At 50.8% G+C, this 15,567-nt stretch carries 13 protein-coding genes; 9 read left to right on the forward strand and 4 right to left on the reverse strand.

What is annotated here, in order from left to right; translation table 11 throughout:
• Positions 1 to 491: 491 nt before the first annotated feature.
• Together ileS and DW757_RS08705 are read left to right on the forward strand one after the other, a co-directional pair.
• Positions 492 to 3,629, forward strand: a complete 3,138-nt coding sequence (gene ileS / locus DW757_RS08700) for an isoleucine--tRNA ligase (protein WP_118751495.1) — start codon at positions 492 to 494, stop codon at positions 3,627 to 3,629.
• Positions 3,630 to 3,790: 161 nt separating this feature from the next.
• Positions 3,791 to 6,241 carry a glycogen/starch/alpha-glucan phosphorylase gene (locus DW757_RS08705; protein WP_008396086.1) on the forward strand — a complete coding sequence of 817 codons (2,451 nt, stop codon included), beginning with the start codon at positions 3,791 to 3,793 and terminating at the stop codon, positions 6,239 to 6,241.
• 48 nt (positions 6,242 to 6,289) lie between these two features.
• Here the strand turns inward: DW757_RS08705 and DW757_RS08710 are convergent, their stop codons facing one another.
• Positions 6,290 to 6,646: a hypothetical protein gene (locus DW757_RS08710; protein ID WP_015545169.1), complete on the reverse strand. Its 357-nt coding sequence runs from the start codon at positions 6,644 to 6,646 to the stop codon at positions 6,290 to 6,292.
• Between the two features lie 344 nt (positions 6,647 to 6,990).
• Here DW757_RS08710 and DW757_RS08715 point away from each other — a divergent pair, with 344 nt between their 5' ends.
• The 4 genes from DW757_RS08715 (at position 6,991) to DW757_RS08730 (ending at position 10,234) form a co-directional block, all read left to right on the forward strand.
• Positions 6,991 to 7,926 (forward strand): SpoIID/LytB domain-containing protein, encoded by a 936-nt coding sequence (locus DW757_RS08715; RefSeq protein ID WP_118751496.1) that lies wholly within the window; start codon positions 6,991 to 6,993, stop codon positions 7,924 to 7,926.
• 40 nt (positions 7,927 to 7,966) lie between these two features.
• Complete coding sequence (locus DW757_RS08720) at positions 7,967 to 8,755, forward strand: M23 family metallopeptidase (RefSeq protein ID WP_021966069.1); 789 nt, start codon at positions 7,967 to 7,969, stop codon at positions 8,753 to 8,755.
• Between the two features lie 391 nt (positions 8,756 to 9,146).
• A complete protein-coding gene (locus DW757_RS08725; RefSeq protein ID WP_015573902.1) occupies positions 9,147 to 9,737 on the forward strand; it encodes a lactate utilization protein in 591 nt (196 codons plus the stop codon).
• Positions 9,738 to 9,820: 83 nt separating this feature from the next.
• Positions 9,821 to 10,234 (forward strand): CBS domain-containing protein, encoded by a 414-nt coding sequence (locus DW757_RS08730; RefSeq protein ID WP_008396075.1) that lies wholly within the window; start codon positions 9,821 to 9,823, stop codon positions 10,232 to 10,234.
• 159 nt (positions 10,235 to 10,393) lie between these two features.
• On the opposite strand, the gene DW757_RS08735 is transcribed toward DW757_RS08730, so the two are convergent.
• Positions 10,394 to 11,833: a TrkH family potassium uptake protein gene (locus DW757_RS08735; RefSeq protein WP_008396074.1), complete on the reverse strand. Its 1,440-nt coding sequence runs from the start codon at positions 11,831 to 11,833 to the stop codon at positions 10,394 to 10,396.
• 4 nt (positions 11,834 to 11,837) lie between these two features.
• Positions 11,838 to 13,205: a Trk system potassium transporter TrkA gene (gene trkA / locus DW757_RS08740; protein WP_015573903.1), complete on the reverse strand. Its 1,368-nt coding sequence runs from the start codon at positions 13,203 to 13,205 to the stop codon at positions 11,838 to 11,840.
• Between the two features lie 329 nt (positions 13,206 to 13,534).
• Here trkA and DW757_RS08745 point away from each other — a divergent pair, with 329 nt between their 5' ends.
• The 3 genes from DW757_RS08745 to DW757_RS08755 are packed head-to-tail and all read left to right on the forward strand — an operon-like array spanning position 13,535 to position 14,943.
• Positions 13,535 to 14,050, forward strand: a complete 516-nt coding sequence (locus DW757_RS08745) for a spore coat associated protein CotJA (RefSeq protein WP_118751497.1) — start codon at positions 13,535 to 13,537, stop codon at positions 14,048 to 14,050.
• Positions 14,050 to 14,340 (forward strand): spore coat protein CotJB, encoded by a 291-nt coding sequence (locus DW757_RS08750; RefSeq protein ID WP_118751498.1) that lies wholly within the window; start codon positions 14,050 to 14,052, stop codon positions 14,338 to 14,340. The genes DW757_RS08745 and DW757_RS08750 overlap by 1 nt, the downstream gene beginning before the upstream one ends.
• Positions 14,341 to 14,343: 3 nt before the next feature.
• Positions 14,344 to 14,943, forward strand: coding sequence for a manganese catalase family protein (locus DW757_RS08755; protein WP_008396069.1), 600 nt, complete (start codon positions 14,344 to 14,346; stop codon positions 14,941 to 14,943).
• Positions 14,944 to 15,133: 190 nt separating this feature from the next.
• Here DW757_RS08755 and DW757_RS08760 read toward each other — a convergent pair whose 3' ends face one another.
• On the reverse strand, positions 15,134 to 15,376 hold the full coding sequence (locus DW757_RS08760; protein ID WP_015573989.1) for a hypothetical protein: 243 nt from the start codon (positions 15,374 to 15,376) through the stop codon (positions 15,134 to 15,136).
• Positions 15,377 to 15,567 lie beyond the last annotated feature (191 nt).

The raw sequence follows: 15,567 nt of genomic DNA on the forward strand, positions 1-15,567 counted from the left end.
CTGTCAGATGTATACTGGAACAACAATCAGACCATAAAAACTGTGACGGAGACAGTAGTGCTTTGCCGAAAGGCGCAGCGAGGCGGGGACGGTGTGAGCCCGCCGCAAGTAGGAAGGCGTGAAGATCACTCCTGAGTTGCAGGCTGAACAGAAGAGAAGGGCAGAATTTCAGTGAAGGAAGCTGCGTTTTCCCATCTCATTAAGCTGAGCCGGTGTCCGCCGTTAGAGGGAGCGCATATGAAGTATGCAGTAACAGGTGGTTAAACGAGGTAAGTGTATGCCTTCGTCCTTTTACAGGACGAAGGTTTTTTTATTTCATAGGAAACTGCATTCCTATGAAACAAAAACGCTCCGCGAGGATCGCACTGCGCGGAAAAGAACATGCCGCTGATGGGATCCGCCGCAGGCGGAGAATCCTGCGGGGCAGGATTCTATTTTAATATTTACTGCTTCTGCATACACGAAATTTCACCAGACAGGAGGAAAAAAGCATGTATGACAAGGTCTCTACCGACATGAATTTCGTGGAGAGAGAAAAAAAGACAGAGAAATTCTGGGCTGACAACAAGATTTTCGAGAAAAGTATCGAGAGCCGCAAGGAGGGCCCGACCTACACCTTTTACGACGGTCCGCCTACGGCAAACGGAAAGCCTCATATCGGCCACGTTCTGACACGTGTTATCAAGGATATGATCCCCAGATACCGCACCATGAAGGGCTACATGGTTCCCAGGAAGGCAGGATGGGATACCCATGGACTTCCGGTAGAGCTGGAAGTGGAGAAGATGCTGGGCCTTGACGGCAAGGAGCAGATCGAGCAGTACGGCCTGGAGCCGTTCATCGGCCACTGCAAGGAGAGCGTCTGGAAGTATAAGGGGATGTGGGAGGATTTCTCCGCCACAGTGGGCTTCTGGGCTGACATGGATCACCCTTACGTAACTTATCACAATGATTTCATCGAGTCTGAGTGGTGGGCCTTAAAGCAGATCTGGGAGAAGGGGCTGCTCTATAAGGGATTCAAGATTGTGCCTTACTGTCCGCGCTGCGGAACACCTCTTTCCAGCCATGAGGTGGCTCAGGGCTACAAGGATGTAAAAGAGAAATCCGCTATCGCCAAATTTAAGGTAAAGGGCGAGGATGCCTATATCCTGGCCTGGACCACAACGCCCTGGACACTGCCCTCCAACGTGGCACTCTGCGTGAACCCGGATGAAACCTATGTGAAGGTCCAGATGAAGGAAGACGGAACCGTCTACTACCTGGCTCAGGCACTCTGCGACACCGTTCTCGGAGAGGGAAGCTATGAGGTGAAGGAGACCTACGTGGGAAAGGATCTGGAGTACAAGGAATATGAGCCGCTGTTTGACTGCGCTTCCAGCATCTGTGAAAAACAGCACAAGAAGGCATACTTTGTAACCTGCGATACGTATGTAACGCTGACAGACGGTACCGGAGTGGTTCACATTGCCCCTGCCTTCGGTGAGGACGACAGCAAGGTGGGAAGAAACTATGATCTTCCGTTTGTGCAGCTGGTGGATGCCAAGGGTGAGATGACAAAGGAAACTCCCTGGGCAGGAACCTTCTGCAAAAAGGCAGATCCGCTGGTGTTGAAGGATCTGGAGGAGAGAGGACTTTTATTCTCCGCGCCGAACTTTGAGCACAGCTATCCCCACTGCTGGCGCTGTGATACTCCTCTCATCTACTATGCGAGAGAGTCCTGGTTTATCAAGATGACAGCGGTGAAGGACGACCTGATCCGCAACAACAATACCATCAACTGGATTCCTGAGAGCATCGGCAAGGGCCGTTTCGGCGACTGGCTGGAGAACGTACAGGACTGGGGCGTATCCAGAAACCGCTACTGGGGAACACCTCTCAATATCTGGGAGTGTGAGTGCGGATGCCAGCATTCTGTGGGAAGCATCGAGGAGTTAAAGAGCATGTCCGACAACTGTCCGGACGACATTGAGCTTCACCGTCCGTTTATCGACGCAGTGACCATCCGCTGCCCGAAGTGCGGAAAGGAGATGCACCGCGTTCCGGAGGTGATTGACTGCTGGTTTGACTCTGGCTCCATGCCGTTTGCTCAGCACCATTATCCCTTTGAGAACAAGGAGCTGTTTGAGCAGCAGTTCCCGGCCGACTTTATCTCCGAGGCCGTGGATCAGACGAGAGGCTGGTTCTATTCTCTGCTGGCCATCTCCACGCTTCTCTTCAACAAGGCTCCGTACAAAAACGTAATTGTCCTCGGCCATGTCCAGGATGAGAATGGACAGAAGATGAGTAAGTCCAAGGGAAATGCGGTGGATCCGTTTGACGCCCTGGCTACCTACGGTGCAGACGCCATCCGCTGGTATTTCTACATCAACAGCGCGCCGTGGCTGCCCAACCGCTTCCACGGAAAGGCCGTGATGGAGGGACAGAGAAAGTTCATGGGCACTCTCTGGAATACCTATGCATTCTTCGTGCTCTATGCGAATATAGATAACTTTGACGCCACAAAATATACACTGGAGTACGATAAGCTGCCGGTTATGGATAAGTGGCTGCTGTCCAAGTTAAACACCCTGATCAAGGAAGTGGACAGCAATCTCGGAAACTACAGGATCCCGGAGGCTGCGAGAGCCCTTCAGGACTTTGTGGATGATATGAGCAACTGGTACGTGAGAAGAAGCCGTGAGCGCTTCTGGGCCAAGGGAATGGAGCAGGACAAAATCAATGCCTACATGACGCTTTACACAGCTCTCGTGACTGTGTCGAAGGTGGCTGCTCCCATGATTCCGTTCATGTGCGAGGATATCTACCAGAATCTGGTCAGAAATATTGATAAGACGGCTCCTGAGAGCGTGCATCTGTGTGACTTCCCGGCTGCCGACGAGAGCCATATTGACAAGGAGCTGGAGGCCTACATGGATGAGGTCTTAAAGATTGTAGTCTTTGGCCGTGCTGCCAGAAATACGGCAAATATCAAGAACCGTCAGCCGATTGGAAAGATGTTTGTGAAGGCAGAGAGAGCGCTTCCTGAGTTCTATCAGGAGATCATCGAAGATGAGCTGAATGTTAAGACAGTGGAGTTTACAGACGATGTGCGCGCCTTCACCTCCTACAGCTTCAAGCCGCAGCTTAAGACAGTAGGCCCGAAATACGGAAAGCAGCTGGGCAATATCAGGAAGGCTCTCTCTGAGATCGACGGCAATGCTGCCATGGATACGCTGAATGAAAAGGGCGCACTGACCTTTGACTTTGACGGAGCAGAGGTGGTTCTCACGAAGGAGGATCTGCTGATCGACGCAGCCCAGGTTGAGGGATATGTCTCCGAGGGAGACAATACGGTGATGGTGGTGCTTGACACCAACCTGACGCCGGAGCTTCTCGAGGAAGGCTTTGTGAGAGAGATCATCAGCAAGATTCAGACCATGAGGAAGGAAGCAGGCTTCGAGGTGATGAACCACATCCGCGTCTTTGTAAACGGCAATGAGAAGATTGCAGAGATCTTTGCAGAGCACGGGGAAGAGATCAGAAGCGAAGTGCTGGCAGACGAGATTTTACCGGGACAGACAGGCGGATACGCAAAAGAGTGGAACATCAACGGGGAAAAGGTAATGCTCGGCGTTGAAAAGATTGGCTGATTTCGTCAGCCAAAATCCGGCGTTGCAGACCAGGCAGGGGGCAGTTTTTAGGCAGTGAGGGCAGCTTCCGGGCAGGCGGAAGGCAGGGCCGCGGCGGTATGGAACCGCCAGCGGCTTTCCGGACGCCGGAGAGTGAAAACCGCTTATCAGGAGGATAGAAGATGCAGACATTTGACAAGGAAACATTTAAAAAGAGCATAATTGACAATGTAAAGAACCAGTACAGGAAAACCATTGACGAGGCTACCCCGCAGCAGGTTTATCAGGCTGTCGCTTATGCCGTTAAGGATGTGATTATAGACGAATGGATTGCAACGCACAAGGCCTACGACCGCGATGATGCGAAGATCGTATACTATCTGTCCATGGAGTTTTTAATGGGACGTGCGCTGGGAAACAACATTATCAACATCGGAGCACAGAAGGAAATCAAGGAGGCTCTCGAGGAGCTGGGCTTTGATTTAAATGCCATTGAGGATCAGGAGCCGGATCCGGCACTTGGAAACGGGGGCCTCGGAAGGCTCGCCGCCTGCTTTTTGGATTCCCTGGCGACTCTGGGTTATCCGGCCTACGGCTGCGGCATCCGCTACCACTACGGCATGTTCAAACAGAAGATTGAAAACGGTTACCAGCTGGAGGTGCCGGACGAGTGGCTGAAGAACGGCTATCCCTTTGAGCTTCGCCGGGCAGAGTACGCCACAGAGGTTAAATTCGGCGGCTATGTAAAGACGGTCTGGGAAAACGGCAGAAACCATTTTGTGCAGGAGGGATACCGCTCCGTTATGGCCATCCCCTACGACATGCCGATTGTGGGCTACGGCAACAACGTGGTAAACACTCTGCGTATCTGGGACGCACAGCCTCTCAACTCCTTCAGCCTTCAGGCTTTCGACAAGGGAGATTACCAGAAGGCGGTGGAAGAGGAAAATCTGGCCAAGAATCTGGTAGAGGTACTCTATCCCAACGACAATCACTATTCCGGCAAGGAGCTGCGCTTAAAGCAGCAGTACTTCTTCATCTCCGCCAGCGTGCAGAGAGCCGTTGCCAAGTACAAGGAAACACACAGCGATATCCATAAGCTGCCAGAGAAGGTGATTTTCCAGTTAAATGATACCCATCCGACTGTGGCTATCGCCGAGCTTATGAGAATCCTTCTGGATGTGGAGGGACTTGAGTGGGATGAGGCCTGGGCCATCACCACCAAGTGCTGTGCCTACACAAACCACACGATTATGTCCGAGGCTCTCGAGAAATGGCCGATCGAGCTGTTCTCCCGCCTGCTTCCGCGTATTTACCAGATCGTGGAGGAGATCAACCGCCGCTTCTTAATCGAGGTGGAAAAGAAGTATCCAGGCAACTATGAGAAAGTCAGAAAGATGGCCATTATCTTTGACGGACAGGTGAAGATGGCGCATCTGGCCATTGTAGCCGGCTTCTCTGTAAACGGCGTTGCGAAGCTGCACACGGAGATCTTAAAGCATCAGGAATTAAAGGATTTCTACGAGATGATGCCGGAGAAGTTCAACAACAAGACGAACGGCATTACCCAGAGAAGATTCCTGCTTCACGGAAATCCGGAGCTGGCAGCCTGGGTGACAGACAAGATCGGGGACGAGTGGATCACAGACCTGCCTCAGATTGCAAAGCTGAAGGTCTATGCAGACGACAAGAAGTGCCAGCAGGAATTTATGAATATCAAGTACCACAACAAGCTGCGCCTTGCAAAATACATCAAGGAGCACAACGGCATTGATGTAGATCCGAGATCGATTTTTGACGTGCAGGTGAAGAGACTTCACGAGTACAAGAGGCAGCTGTTAAACATCCTCCATGTAATGTATCTGTACAATCAGCTGAAGGATAATCCGAATATGGAGATGGTTCCGAGAACCTTCATCTTCGGAGCAAAGGCAGCGGCAGGCTATCAGATTGCCAAAAAGACCATCAAGCTCATCAATTCCGTGGCAGATGTGATCAACCACGATAAGTCGATTAACGGAAAGATCAAGGTGGTATTTATCGAAGACTACCGCGTGTCCAACGCAGAGATCATCTTTGCGGCAGCCGATGTGAGCGAGCAGATCTCCACAGCCAGCAAGGAGGCTTCCGGCACGGGAAATATGAAGTTCATGCTGAACGGAGCGCTGACTCTTGGAACCATGGACGGAGCCAATGTGGAGATTGTGGAGGAGGTTGGAAAGGAGAATGCATTCATCTTCGGACTTTCCTCCGACGAGGTGATCAATTACGAGAACAACGGCGGCTACAATCCGGTTGAAATCTTCAACACAGACCAGGAGATCAGACGGGTGCTGATGCAGCTGATCAACGGCTACTATGCACCGGAGGATCCGGAGCTGTTCAGGGATATCTATAACTCCCTGTTAAATACAAAGAACAGCGCAAAGGCGGACACCTACTTTATTCTCAAGGACTTCCGCTCCTACGCCGAGGCTCAGAAGCGCGTGGAGGAGGCCTACAAGAATCAGGAGTGGTGGGCAAAGGCGGCGCTCTTAAATACTGCCTGCTCAGGCAAGTTCTCCTCTGACAGAACCATTGAGGAGTATGTAAAGGACATCTGGCACCTTGACAAGGTGAAGGTGGAGCTGTAATCATAGCAGATAAGGAAAAAGCTGACAGGGATTCTGCCAGCTTTTTCCTTATCTCAGCATCTCATCTTTTTTCTCGAGAATGGCCGCTACGGCTGTGCAGGCCGGGCAGTCGCAGTATTTCGCTCCGGCAGCCCTGATTTCTCTGGCGTGGGCAGCTATCTGGCCAGCCTTGTCGCCAAACACTTTGATTCCTGCCTCAGACTCGGCAAAGGCTTCCAGCCCTTCGGCGGTCACAATATCGGCTTCCAGCTCTTTCAGGTACTGTCTTGTAGCCTCGGCCTCCCGGTCAGTTCCCGCTGCCTCCAGCCATGCCTTTGCCGCAGCCTTTGCCTCCGCGCAGCAGCTGGCAGAATTCATAAGTTCGTGGGACTTTTCACTTACATAGTTCAGCAATTCTTTTTCCATAATGAAAATCTCCTTTCCAGTTCTGAAATTTAATTGGATTTTACCATAATTTTTACTAAATTTCAATTGTGATCGTCATTCGCCGCCGGCACCCGAAGGGAGCCAAAACACAACTGCGGCGAGTGTGCATCCCTCGGAGAGAATAGCATATCCGAAGGATATGATGGAAAGTCAGCCAGTCATAAATCTGCACAGAGACACATAAACTGTAAAAACAGCTGGAACCTTTTTCTGTCCTCTTTTCTTCAGCTGATATGCACGCCAGATCTTTTATTTACCTCAGAATGTCCAGAACACATTTGAAACGTACAGAAAATAATTTTCAGAAATGGAGTGGTTTTCCTATGAAGCGTATCGCAGCAGTGTGTGTGGCGTCACTGATCTTTCCCTATGTCCTAACGATGGCGTGGACAGGCCGTCAGGGGGGAACGGCAATGGCAGGTGTTGTGTCATCCTCGCAGATAGGAGAGGGAGAGCGGGTGATTGTCCTGGATCGGGAAGGGGCAGAGCAGCCAGTTCTTCTTGAGGAATATCTGATCGGCATTGTTGCTGAGCAGATTCCGGCAGAGTATGAGCTGGAGACAATCAAGGCCCAGATGATCATTGCCAGGACGTACCTGTACGGGGTTATGGGGGAGGAGCATTCAATACCGGAATCGGCTCTGGATCTGGATATTCTGACTGAGAGCGGCATGCAGGAGCTCTGGGGAAAGGATTATTTCCTCCGGTATTACAACAAGTTTGCAGATGCGGCGAAAGAAACAGAGGGGCAGATCCTTACCTTTGACGGCAGCCCTATTGATCCGCTATTCCACGGGATCAGCGCGGGAAAGACGAGAGAGGGGGATGAGCTGCATCCATACCTGGTCTCTGTCGACTGTCCGGGGGATGTGAATTCGCCGGGGTATCTGACAGTGGAGACGTTTACGCCGGAGGAGTTCTGTAAACGATTAAACGGGATGGAAAATTCGCCTGAGCTGTCTGCGGACACTGCTTTTGAAAGTATACAGATTGTGGAAAAGGACGGCGCCGGGTACGTCAGCCAGGTGAAGGCGGGAGAGAAGCTGTACACAGGGGAGGAGATCCAGTACGCTCTGGGCCTCAAATCCTGCGCCTTCTCCTTTGAAAAGATGGAATCGGGAATCCGCTGCGTAACTGAGGGAAGTGGACACGGCTACGGCTTTGACCAGTGGGGGGCAAATGAGAAGGCGAAGGAGGGGTATACGGCGGAGGAACTGCTGAAATTTTACTATAAAAATATTGTTTTGATTTCTGAATAAGTCGCCTCGGTTTGGTAAGAATATTACCGAGGTGATAAGCGTGAAAAAAAAGATGAACCAGCTGCTCAGGGACAAAGTTCTTCTGGGAATGATGGTATTAGGCCTGCTGACTATTGTTGCCGCAGCAGGGACAGTGAAATTCAGACAGGGAAGCGATAGAGTGGAGGAAAATCCATATCTGGAGGTCCCGGAAACGGGCGGGTACATTGTGGAGCAGAACCCGCAGCCGCAGGCTGAGGAAAAATCAGCAGAAAATGCCGCCGAGGCTACAGACGAGGACACAAAGGTGGCAGGAAGCTCCAATGCAGAGTATTCAAAGGAAGACAAAAAGGATACCGGTGGAGAAGCTGCAGACAGAGAGGCCGATGCAGGAGCAGAAGCCTCAGGCACCAGCGCCAAAGCACTGACCCTTGATTTCAAGGAGACTGACAAGCTGGCCTGGCCTGTAATGGGAAATATTATCCTCGATTACAGCATGGATACGACAATCTATTTTCCGACTCTGGATCAGTACAAATGCAATCCGGCTCTGATTATCCAGAGCGATGTGAGCAGCCCTGTCCTGGCGCCCGCCAATGCCCGGGTTACAGAATGCGGCTCTAATGAGGAGATCGGCAACTATGTCGTCATGGATCTGGGCAACGAGTACACTGCGATCTGCGGCCAGCTTAAGGATGTGAAGGCTGTGGAGGGGGAATACCTCTATAAGGGCGATACCATCGGATATGTGGCGGAACCCACAAAATATTATTCCATTGAGGGGAATAATGTATTCTTCGAGCTCAGGCAGGGCGGACAGCCTGTTGATGCCCTGGATTACCTGGAGTAGGAAGCGGCAGGCTGTGAGCTGGCTTAGCCAGAGTGAAAGAAAAAATGCGCTCTGAACGGAAGTAATTGCAGATTCCGCTCGGAGCGTTTTTTTCTGGGACAAAAGAACGTCAAGGAGGAAAACAGAGGTTTGTTCAGTCTGTGAAAGGAGAAGGAAAAAAGGCTGCAAAGCTCTGCGTCATAAATCCAGAGATACTGGAATGAACGAGAGGGCTCCGGGTAATAAGTTCCGTGTCAAATCCGGTTGACATATTCTCAGGAAAAAGTTAAGATCATAAAAGGAGAAGGTTCTGCCCTGAAAATCGACAGGAGAGGATAAGGCTGGGGCGTCTGCAGAAGCAGGGCAGAAGGAGAAAGCAGAGAGGCCGCGGCCTGTATATGGGGAGACAGACATGAATATAGAAGTTCTCAGGAAAAATTTTGAAAGACACGAGTTTCAGACTTCTTTTTTCCAGACAAAAGAGGAGGCAGCCAATTATCTGAAGAGGGAGATCCGCGGATGCCGTGTTGCCTTTGGAGGTTCCATGACGCTTAAGGAGATGGGGCTTGACCGTGTGCTGGCTGAGGAAAATGAGGTGATCTGGCACTGGCTGACACCGGGGATGGATACACTCCTGCGGGCGAGAGCTGCCGATATTTACATAACCAGTGCGAATGGAGTTTCGGAGACAGGGGAACTTGTAAATATTGACGGAAATGGAAACCGGGTGTCAGAAACACTGTTCGGCCCTAAAAAAGTGTTTTTTGTGGTGGGTTCAAACAAGATCACTCCCGACCTGAACAGTGCATGGCAGAGGGCCAGGAATGTGGCGGCTCCTCTGAATGCGAAGCGCCTTCAGGCAGATACGCCCTGCGCGGCGGGAGACTGCTGCTATGAATGTTTGAGCCCCTCAAGACTTTGCCGCGCCACGGTAATTCTGGAGCGCCCGGTTAATGGGATGGAGGCAGAGGTGGTATTTGTCAATGAGCCTCTGGGATATTAGAAGATCAGACAGCTGAGAGCAGGCGGAAACGAAAGTATTCGGAAGCACTGCATGGTATTAGACAACAAGGAGAGAATAAGACAATGAATATTTTATTTTTTTTAACACCCAAGAGCGATGTAGCTTTTATTTACGAGGATGAAACTCTGAAGGAGGCCCTTGATAAAATGGAGCGTTACCAGTATGCGGCCATGCCGATTATCACCCGTCAGGGCAGATATGTGGGAACGATCACAGAGGGGGATCTGCTGTGGGGGATTAAAAATAAATTTGACTTTACTTTTAAGGGACTGGATCGGGTCCAGGTGACAGAGGTACCGAGAAGGCTGGACAATCAGCCAGTACTGGCGGGATGTGCCATGGAGGATTTGCTGGGCAAGGCAATGAATCAGAACTTTGTTCCTGTACTGGACGATCAGAAAAATTTCATCGGCATTGTCACCAGAAAAGAGATTATCAAATATCTGAGCAGACAGTCAAAGAGAGCCGAGGCCTGAAAGCCTGACGGGGGCCGAAGGGAGCCAAGACACTCCTGCGGCGAGTGTGCATCCCCCGGAGAGATATGTATTCGGAGGAGACGGAATAATAAACAGAGAGGGGCAGTCAGCATAAAAGCTGACTGCCCCTCTCTGTCAGAAAGCAGAAAATTTCTGACGTTAAAATTTTTTCCAGGTATCCCTCACAAACAGAATCAGAAGAGGAAAAATTTCAAGCCTTCCGGCCAGCATATCAAATATCAGTACACATTTTGCGCCGTTAGAAAACAGGCCGAAATTCTGGGCGGGGCCTACCATCTCAAGGCCGGGTCCGATATTGTTCAGGGTGGCCGCTACAGCTGTAAAATTTGTCACAAGATCCTGATTGTCAAAGCCCACAAGAAGGACAGAAAAAGAAAATATGAGGACATAGGCAATCATAAAAACATTGATGGAGCGGACCACCTCGTGCTCTACAACCTTCCCGTCCATGGAAATTTTGCGCACTGCCTTTGGATGGAGGAAATGGTGAAGCTCCTTGTTAATTGTCTTAAGAAGGATAACAAAGCGGGAAACCTTGATTCCGCCGCCGGTACTTCCGGCGCAGGCACCGACAAACATCAGCATCACCAGGATGGTCTTGGACACCTGAGGCCATGTGTTGAAATCGGTAGTGGCGTATCCGGTTGTGGTGATGATGGAACCGACCTGGAAGGCTGCCTGCTGGAAGGCCTGTGCGACGGAAGGATAAAAGTCTTTAATATTAATGGTGATAATAACAATCGCGGCGGCGATAATTCCCAGGTAGCAGCGAACCTCTTCCATGCGGAAGGCTTTTTTGGGCTTTCGCAGCAGAAGAAGGAAATAAAAGCTGAAGTTTACGCCAAACAGGATCATAAACACGGTTACGACATTCTGAAGATAGGGCGAATACCCTGCCATACTGTCGTTTTTGATTCCGAAGCCTCCTGTTCCTGCTGTTCCGAAGGAGAGGGTCAGAGTGTCAAACAGAGGCATCCCTCCTGCCAGAAGAAGCAGGATCTCAAGCAGCGTCAGCGCGATATAGATAGAATACAGGATTTTGGCAGTGGACTGCAGCTTAGGAACCAGCTTTTCCACAGAGGGACCCGGGCTTTCTGCCTTCATCAGATTCATGTGATAGCCTCCTGTAAGAGGAAGCAGGCTCAGGATAAAGACGAGAACGCCCATTCCGCCGATCCAGTGAGTAAAGCTTCGCCAGAACAGAATGCAGTAGGGCAGGCTCTCCACATCGCTGAATATGCTGGCTCCCGTGGTGGTAAAGCCGGAGACTGTTTCAAACAGAGCATCAACGGGATTGGATGTTGCGCCGCTGAACAGGAAAGGCAGAGAACCCATCACGCTCATCACAATCCAGCTCAGAGAAACAGAGATAAATCCCTCTTTTGTGTAGAAAACCATGTTTTTAGGCTTTCGGATGGTGAGAGGAACTCCAATCACAAAGCAGAGAGCCATTGTGACAACAAAAGCAAAACCGGCTTTCTCCCCGTAGATCACAGCTGTCAGGCAGGGCAGAAGCATAAAAAGCCCTTCGAAGTTCAGAATCCATCCCACAATATAGGAAATCATGGAATAATTCATACCATCACCTCCTGCCTTCCAGAATGTCCAGAATATCGTGGCGGCCTCTCTCGAGAGTAACCACGATAACGGAATCCCCTACCTGGATGGAGTCGCTGCCTCCAGGAATAAAGGCCTGTTCCCCGCGGCGGATACAGCAGATCAGGTATCCCGGCTTCAGTCTGAGTTCAGACAGCGGAATATTTGTCACGGGACAGGACTCCAGAATGGAAAATTCAAGGGCCTCCACCCGGTTGTCCAGAAGCCGGTAAAGGGTTTCAATCGTATTGGCTGCAGAATGGCGCATGGTGCGTATATGCTGGATAATATAGTCGGCGGTCAGATACTTGGGATAGATCACGCTTCCGATGTCCAGCTCCTCAATAATATCATCAAAGGCCAGGCGGTTCACCTTGGAAATCAGCTTTGCGCCGGAATTCTTTTTTGCAAACAGGGCTAAAAGGATATTCTCCTCGTCCAGATTAGTCAGCGTCACAAAAGCCTCCGCCTGGCCGAGGCCTTCCTCCATCAGAAGGTGCCGATCGGTTCCGTCTCCGTGGATAACGGTCACATCCTCCGGAAGCATTTCGCTCAGAAATTCACATCTCTCCAGATTGTTTTCCACGATGCGGATTCTCATGCCGGTTTTGGAGAGCTGTTTGGCCAGATAATAGCCGATGGTGCCTCCGCCGACAATGATAACGCTTTTCACAGGAGCTGCCGGAAGGGAGAAGGCCTTGAGAAAACGAACGACATTGTCCCCTGCCGCAACAAAGGAGATGGTGTCGTTTTCACGGAGGACGAAGCTGCCGTCTGGAATATAGACTGTATCATCGCGTTCCACTGCACAGACCAGAATATCACTTCCTGAGCGCTTTGGAAGATCCATTACCTTCATCCCGCCTACAGGAATGCGTCTGTCCAGCTTCAGCTTGACGAGCTGGATTCTGCCGCCTGAAAAGTTATCTACCTTGATAGCGGCCGGGAAACGCAGAAGCCTTGAAATTTCAAGGGCAGTCGCAAGCTCGGGATTGATGATCATGGAAACGCCCATCTGCGCTTTGATAAAATCGATCTCCTGGCTGTACATGGGGTTTCTCACTCTGGCCACTGTCTGGCACCGGCTGGCCTTTTTGGCGATCAGGCAGCAGAGCAGGTTCAGCTCATCAGAACCGGTGACAGAGATCAGAATGTCCGCCTGCTCTACGCCTGCTTCCTGAAGTGTGCTGATGCTGGCACCGTTGCCCGTGATGCCGAGAACGTCCAGATCCTCCGTCACTTCCTGAATTTTTTTGGGATTTGTGTCAATAACTGTGATGTTATGCGCCTCAGTGGCAAGCTGCTCCGTCAGAGTTCGCCCGACCTTGCCGCAGCCGATAATGATAATTTTCATAATACACCTCGTATGTCAGATTTATCTGCAGTAATGAAGATACAGCGGCTCTGCCTCCGGCCCTTTTGTCAGGGCAGCCAGGAAAACAGTTACTGCGATAAAACAAGTTAAGAAAAGCCTGCTGCACGTAAGCTATTATAGCAAAGTAGGAGAGGAAAAGGAAGTTAAGAAAGAAGGAATATAGGGAAAATCAGAAGGGCAGGGTAAAGAATGATAAGGGGACGGCGGGATGGAGACTCTAAAAATCTCAGCCGGCCTGCAGGGAACAGCAAACAGGCAGTCTGGCATATCATAAAATTGTAAGCGAATCAGGAAAGGGCATATAAAGTATGAATTGCTATGAGCAGCAGTATTCTGACGGATTTCGGGAAGAAAGCCCAAGATCCGTGCGCCGTCAGCTTGAAGACAGCGTTCAGGCGGACTGGCGTCAGGCAGGGCGCGTGGTATTTGACTCGGATGCTTCCATAAACGGAGCTGCCGGGCAGCAGGAAATGCAGCATCAGGAGCTGTGCGGCATGGGAGGCTATGACGATATGAACTGGGGGTTTCAGAGCTTTCAGTCCTCCTCTTACGCGGCACCCTGCGGCGGCAGTATGAGGTCAGACGGAAGAGACGGGTCATCCGCTTCTGTCCAGGTATTCATGCCGGGAAGCAAGGAGGAGGCAGGAAGAATGAGAGACCGCTCTGAATGCAGCCTTCCGTTCAACCCAGCTGATTTTCCAGTGGGAATGTCCTATGTTCCAATGCAGAAATGGAGCAGACCATATGAGATGGAGACAGGATTTGCAAGAGGAACGATTTTCCCTGAACTCGATCTGCCATTTTTAAAGGGGAGGTGCAGGTAATGGCTGTGGGAAACAGTGGAATGGAAAGAAATATGGGAGAGTGGACGAAAGAGGCCCTGAGACAGAGGCTTTGCCAGGCCAGCTTTGCCATGGATGACGTGCTCTTATACCTGGACACTCACCCGGAGGATCAGGAGGCTCTCAGCTATTACCATTATGTAGTCGGACTCCGGGATGAGGCTATGGATGCCTGGCAGCGTCAGTACGGACCGCTGATGGTAGATGCCGTACAGAGTACAGACCGCTGGACGTGGATAGCAGAAAAATGGCCGTGGGAAGGGGAGGTGTAGAGTATGTGGAGATACGAGAAAAGACTTCAGTATCCTGTAAAAATTACTCAGACGAATCCTAAGATGGCGCAGTTTATTATGAGCCAGTATGGCGGGCCGGACGGCGAGATCGGCGCGTCCATGCGTTATCTCTCCCAGCGCTACACCATGCCCTATGCAGAGGCAAAGGGCCTTCTTACGGATATCGGTACGGAGGAGCTGGCCCATATGGAAATTGTGGCGGCGATTATCCATCAGCTCACAAAGAACCTGACACCAGAGCAGATTGAGGAGTCCGGCTTTGGCCCGTATTACATCGATCACACAACCGGAATCTGGCCTCAGGCTGCGGGAGGCATTCCGTTTAACGCCTGTGAGTTCCAGAGCAAAGGGGACGCCATTACAGATTTGCATGAGAATATGGCAGCAGAGCAGAAAGCCCGCACCACCTATGACAATATCCTGCGGGTGGTAAGAGACCCGGAGGTATGTGATCCCATCCGCTACCTGAGAGAGAGGGAAATCGTTCACTTCCAGCGCTTCGGCGAAGCTCTGAGAATTCTGCAGGATCATCTGGACAGCAAGAACTTCTACGCATTTAATCCTGAATTTGACAAAAATTAGTAATACAACAGAGCAGGGCAGAAACAGGAAAACGGCAGGAAGCCGGTGACAGAGAAGAATCAGGCAAAGGAGGCCAGAAGGAACAGGAAGGATTCAAAAAGGCTGCCGCCGGCCATGCAGCTCTCCGTGTCAGTGCAGAGCATCTGGTTAAAAAGCGGGCGGCAGCCAGATTGAGTCGGGGAGCCGGTTCCTAAACAGGGCCTCCAGCCTGAGGCTTTCCTTTCACGCAGCCGGGAAAATCAGAATTTTTTAAGGCAGCAGAGTCAGTCCTTGCTGATTCACTGCCGCTGTAATAGCCGTTGCCCTGCAAATCCAATCCCGGATGCAGGCTGTCCCTGTAATCTCCGTTCATAAGCTCATCAGAGGTGGTTCCGCATTCATAGGCTCCTTTGGGAATGGTCCTCACAGCCTTTGTACTTCTAGCCTGTCTCATAAATATTCTCCTTTTTCTGTGTGTTTTTCTGTGTCTGTGAAACCCTATGCTGCTGCATATTCAGGAATAGTATGGACAGAATATAAGAAAATCATTAAAACAAGGGAAGAGAGCTGCTGGGAACTGTGATGTAATTGAAAAGAGGACCGTTAGCCGCCCGGACTGTATCATCTTCGGAAAGTTTTGTGTGA

Source organism: Clostridium sp. AM29-11AC (assembly GCF_003480545.1).
GTDB classification, from domain to species: domain Bacteria; phylum Bacillota; class Clostridia; order Lachnospirales; family Lachnospiraceae; genus Otoolea; species Otoolea saccharolyticum_A.

Bases quoted from the DNA above. Each gene is read 5' to 3' on its own strand.
- trkA (WP_015573903.1), bottom strand. From the start codon at position 13,205: ATGAAAATTATCATTATCGGCTGCGGCAAGGTCGGGCGAACTCTGACG.
- ileS (WP_118751495.1), top strand. From the start codon at position 492: ATGTATGACAAGGTCTCTACCGACATGAATTTCGTGGAGAGAGAAAAA.
- DW757_RS08730 (WP_008396075.1), top strand. From the start codon at position 9,821: ATGAATATTTTATTTTTTTTAACACCCAAGAGCGATGTAGCTTTTATT.
- DW757_RS08735 (WP_008396074.1), bottom strand. From the start codon at position 11,833: ATGAATTATTCCATGATTTCCTATATTGTGGGATGGATTCTGAACTTC.
- DW757_RS08760 (WP_015573989.1), bottom strand. From the start codon at position 15,376: ATGAGACAGGCTAGAAGTACAAAGGCTGTGAGGACCATTCCCAAAGGA.
- DW757_RS08750 (WP_118751498.1), top strand. From the start codon at position 14,050: ATGGCTGTGGGAAACAGTGGAATGGAAAGAAATATGGGAGAGTGGACG.
- DW757_RS08715 (WP_118751496.1), top strand. From the start codon at position 6,991: ATGAAGCGTATCGCAGCAGTGTGTGTGGCGTCACTGATCTTTCCCTAT.
- DW757_RS08710 (WP_015545169.1), bottom strand. From the start codon at position 6,646: ATGGAAAAAGAATTGCTGAACTATGTAAGTGAAAAGTCCCACGAACTT.
- DW757_RS08755 (WP_008396069.1), top strand. From the start codon at position 14,344: ATGTGGAGATACGAGAAAAGACTTCAGTATCCTGTAAAAATTACTCAG.
- DW757_RS08745 (WP_118751497.1), top strand. From the start codon at position 13,535: ATGAATTGCTATGAGCAGCAGTATTCTGACGGATTTCGGGAAGAAAGC.
- DW757_RS08725 (WP_015573902.1), top strand. From the start codon at position 9,147: ATGAATATAGAAGTTCTCAGGAAAAATTTTGAAAGACACGAGTTTCAG.
- DW757_RS08705 (WP_008396086.1), top strand. From the start codon at position 3,791: ATGCAGACATTTGACAAGGAAACATTTAAAAAGAGCATAATTGACAAT.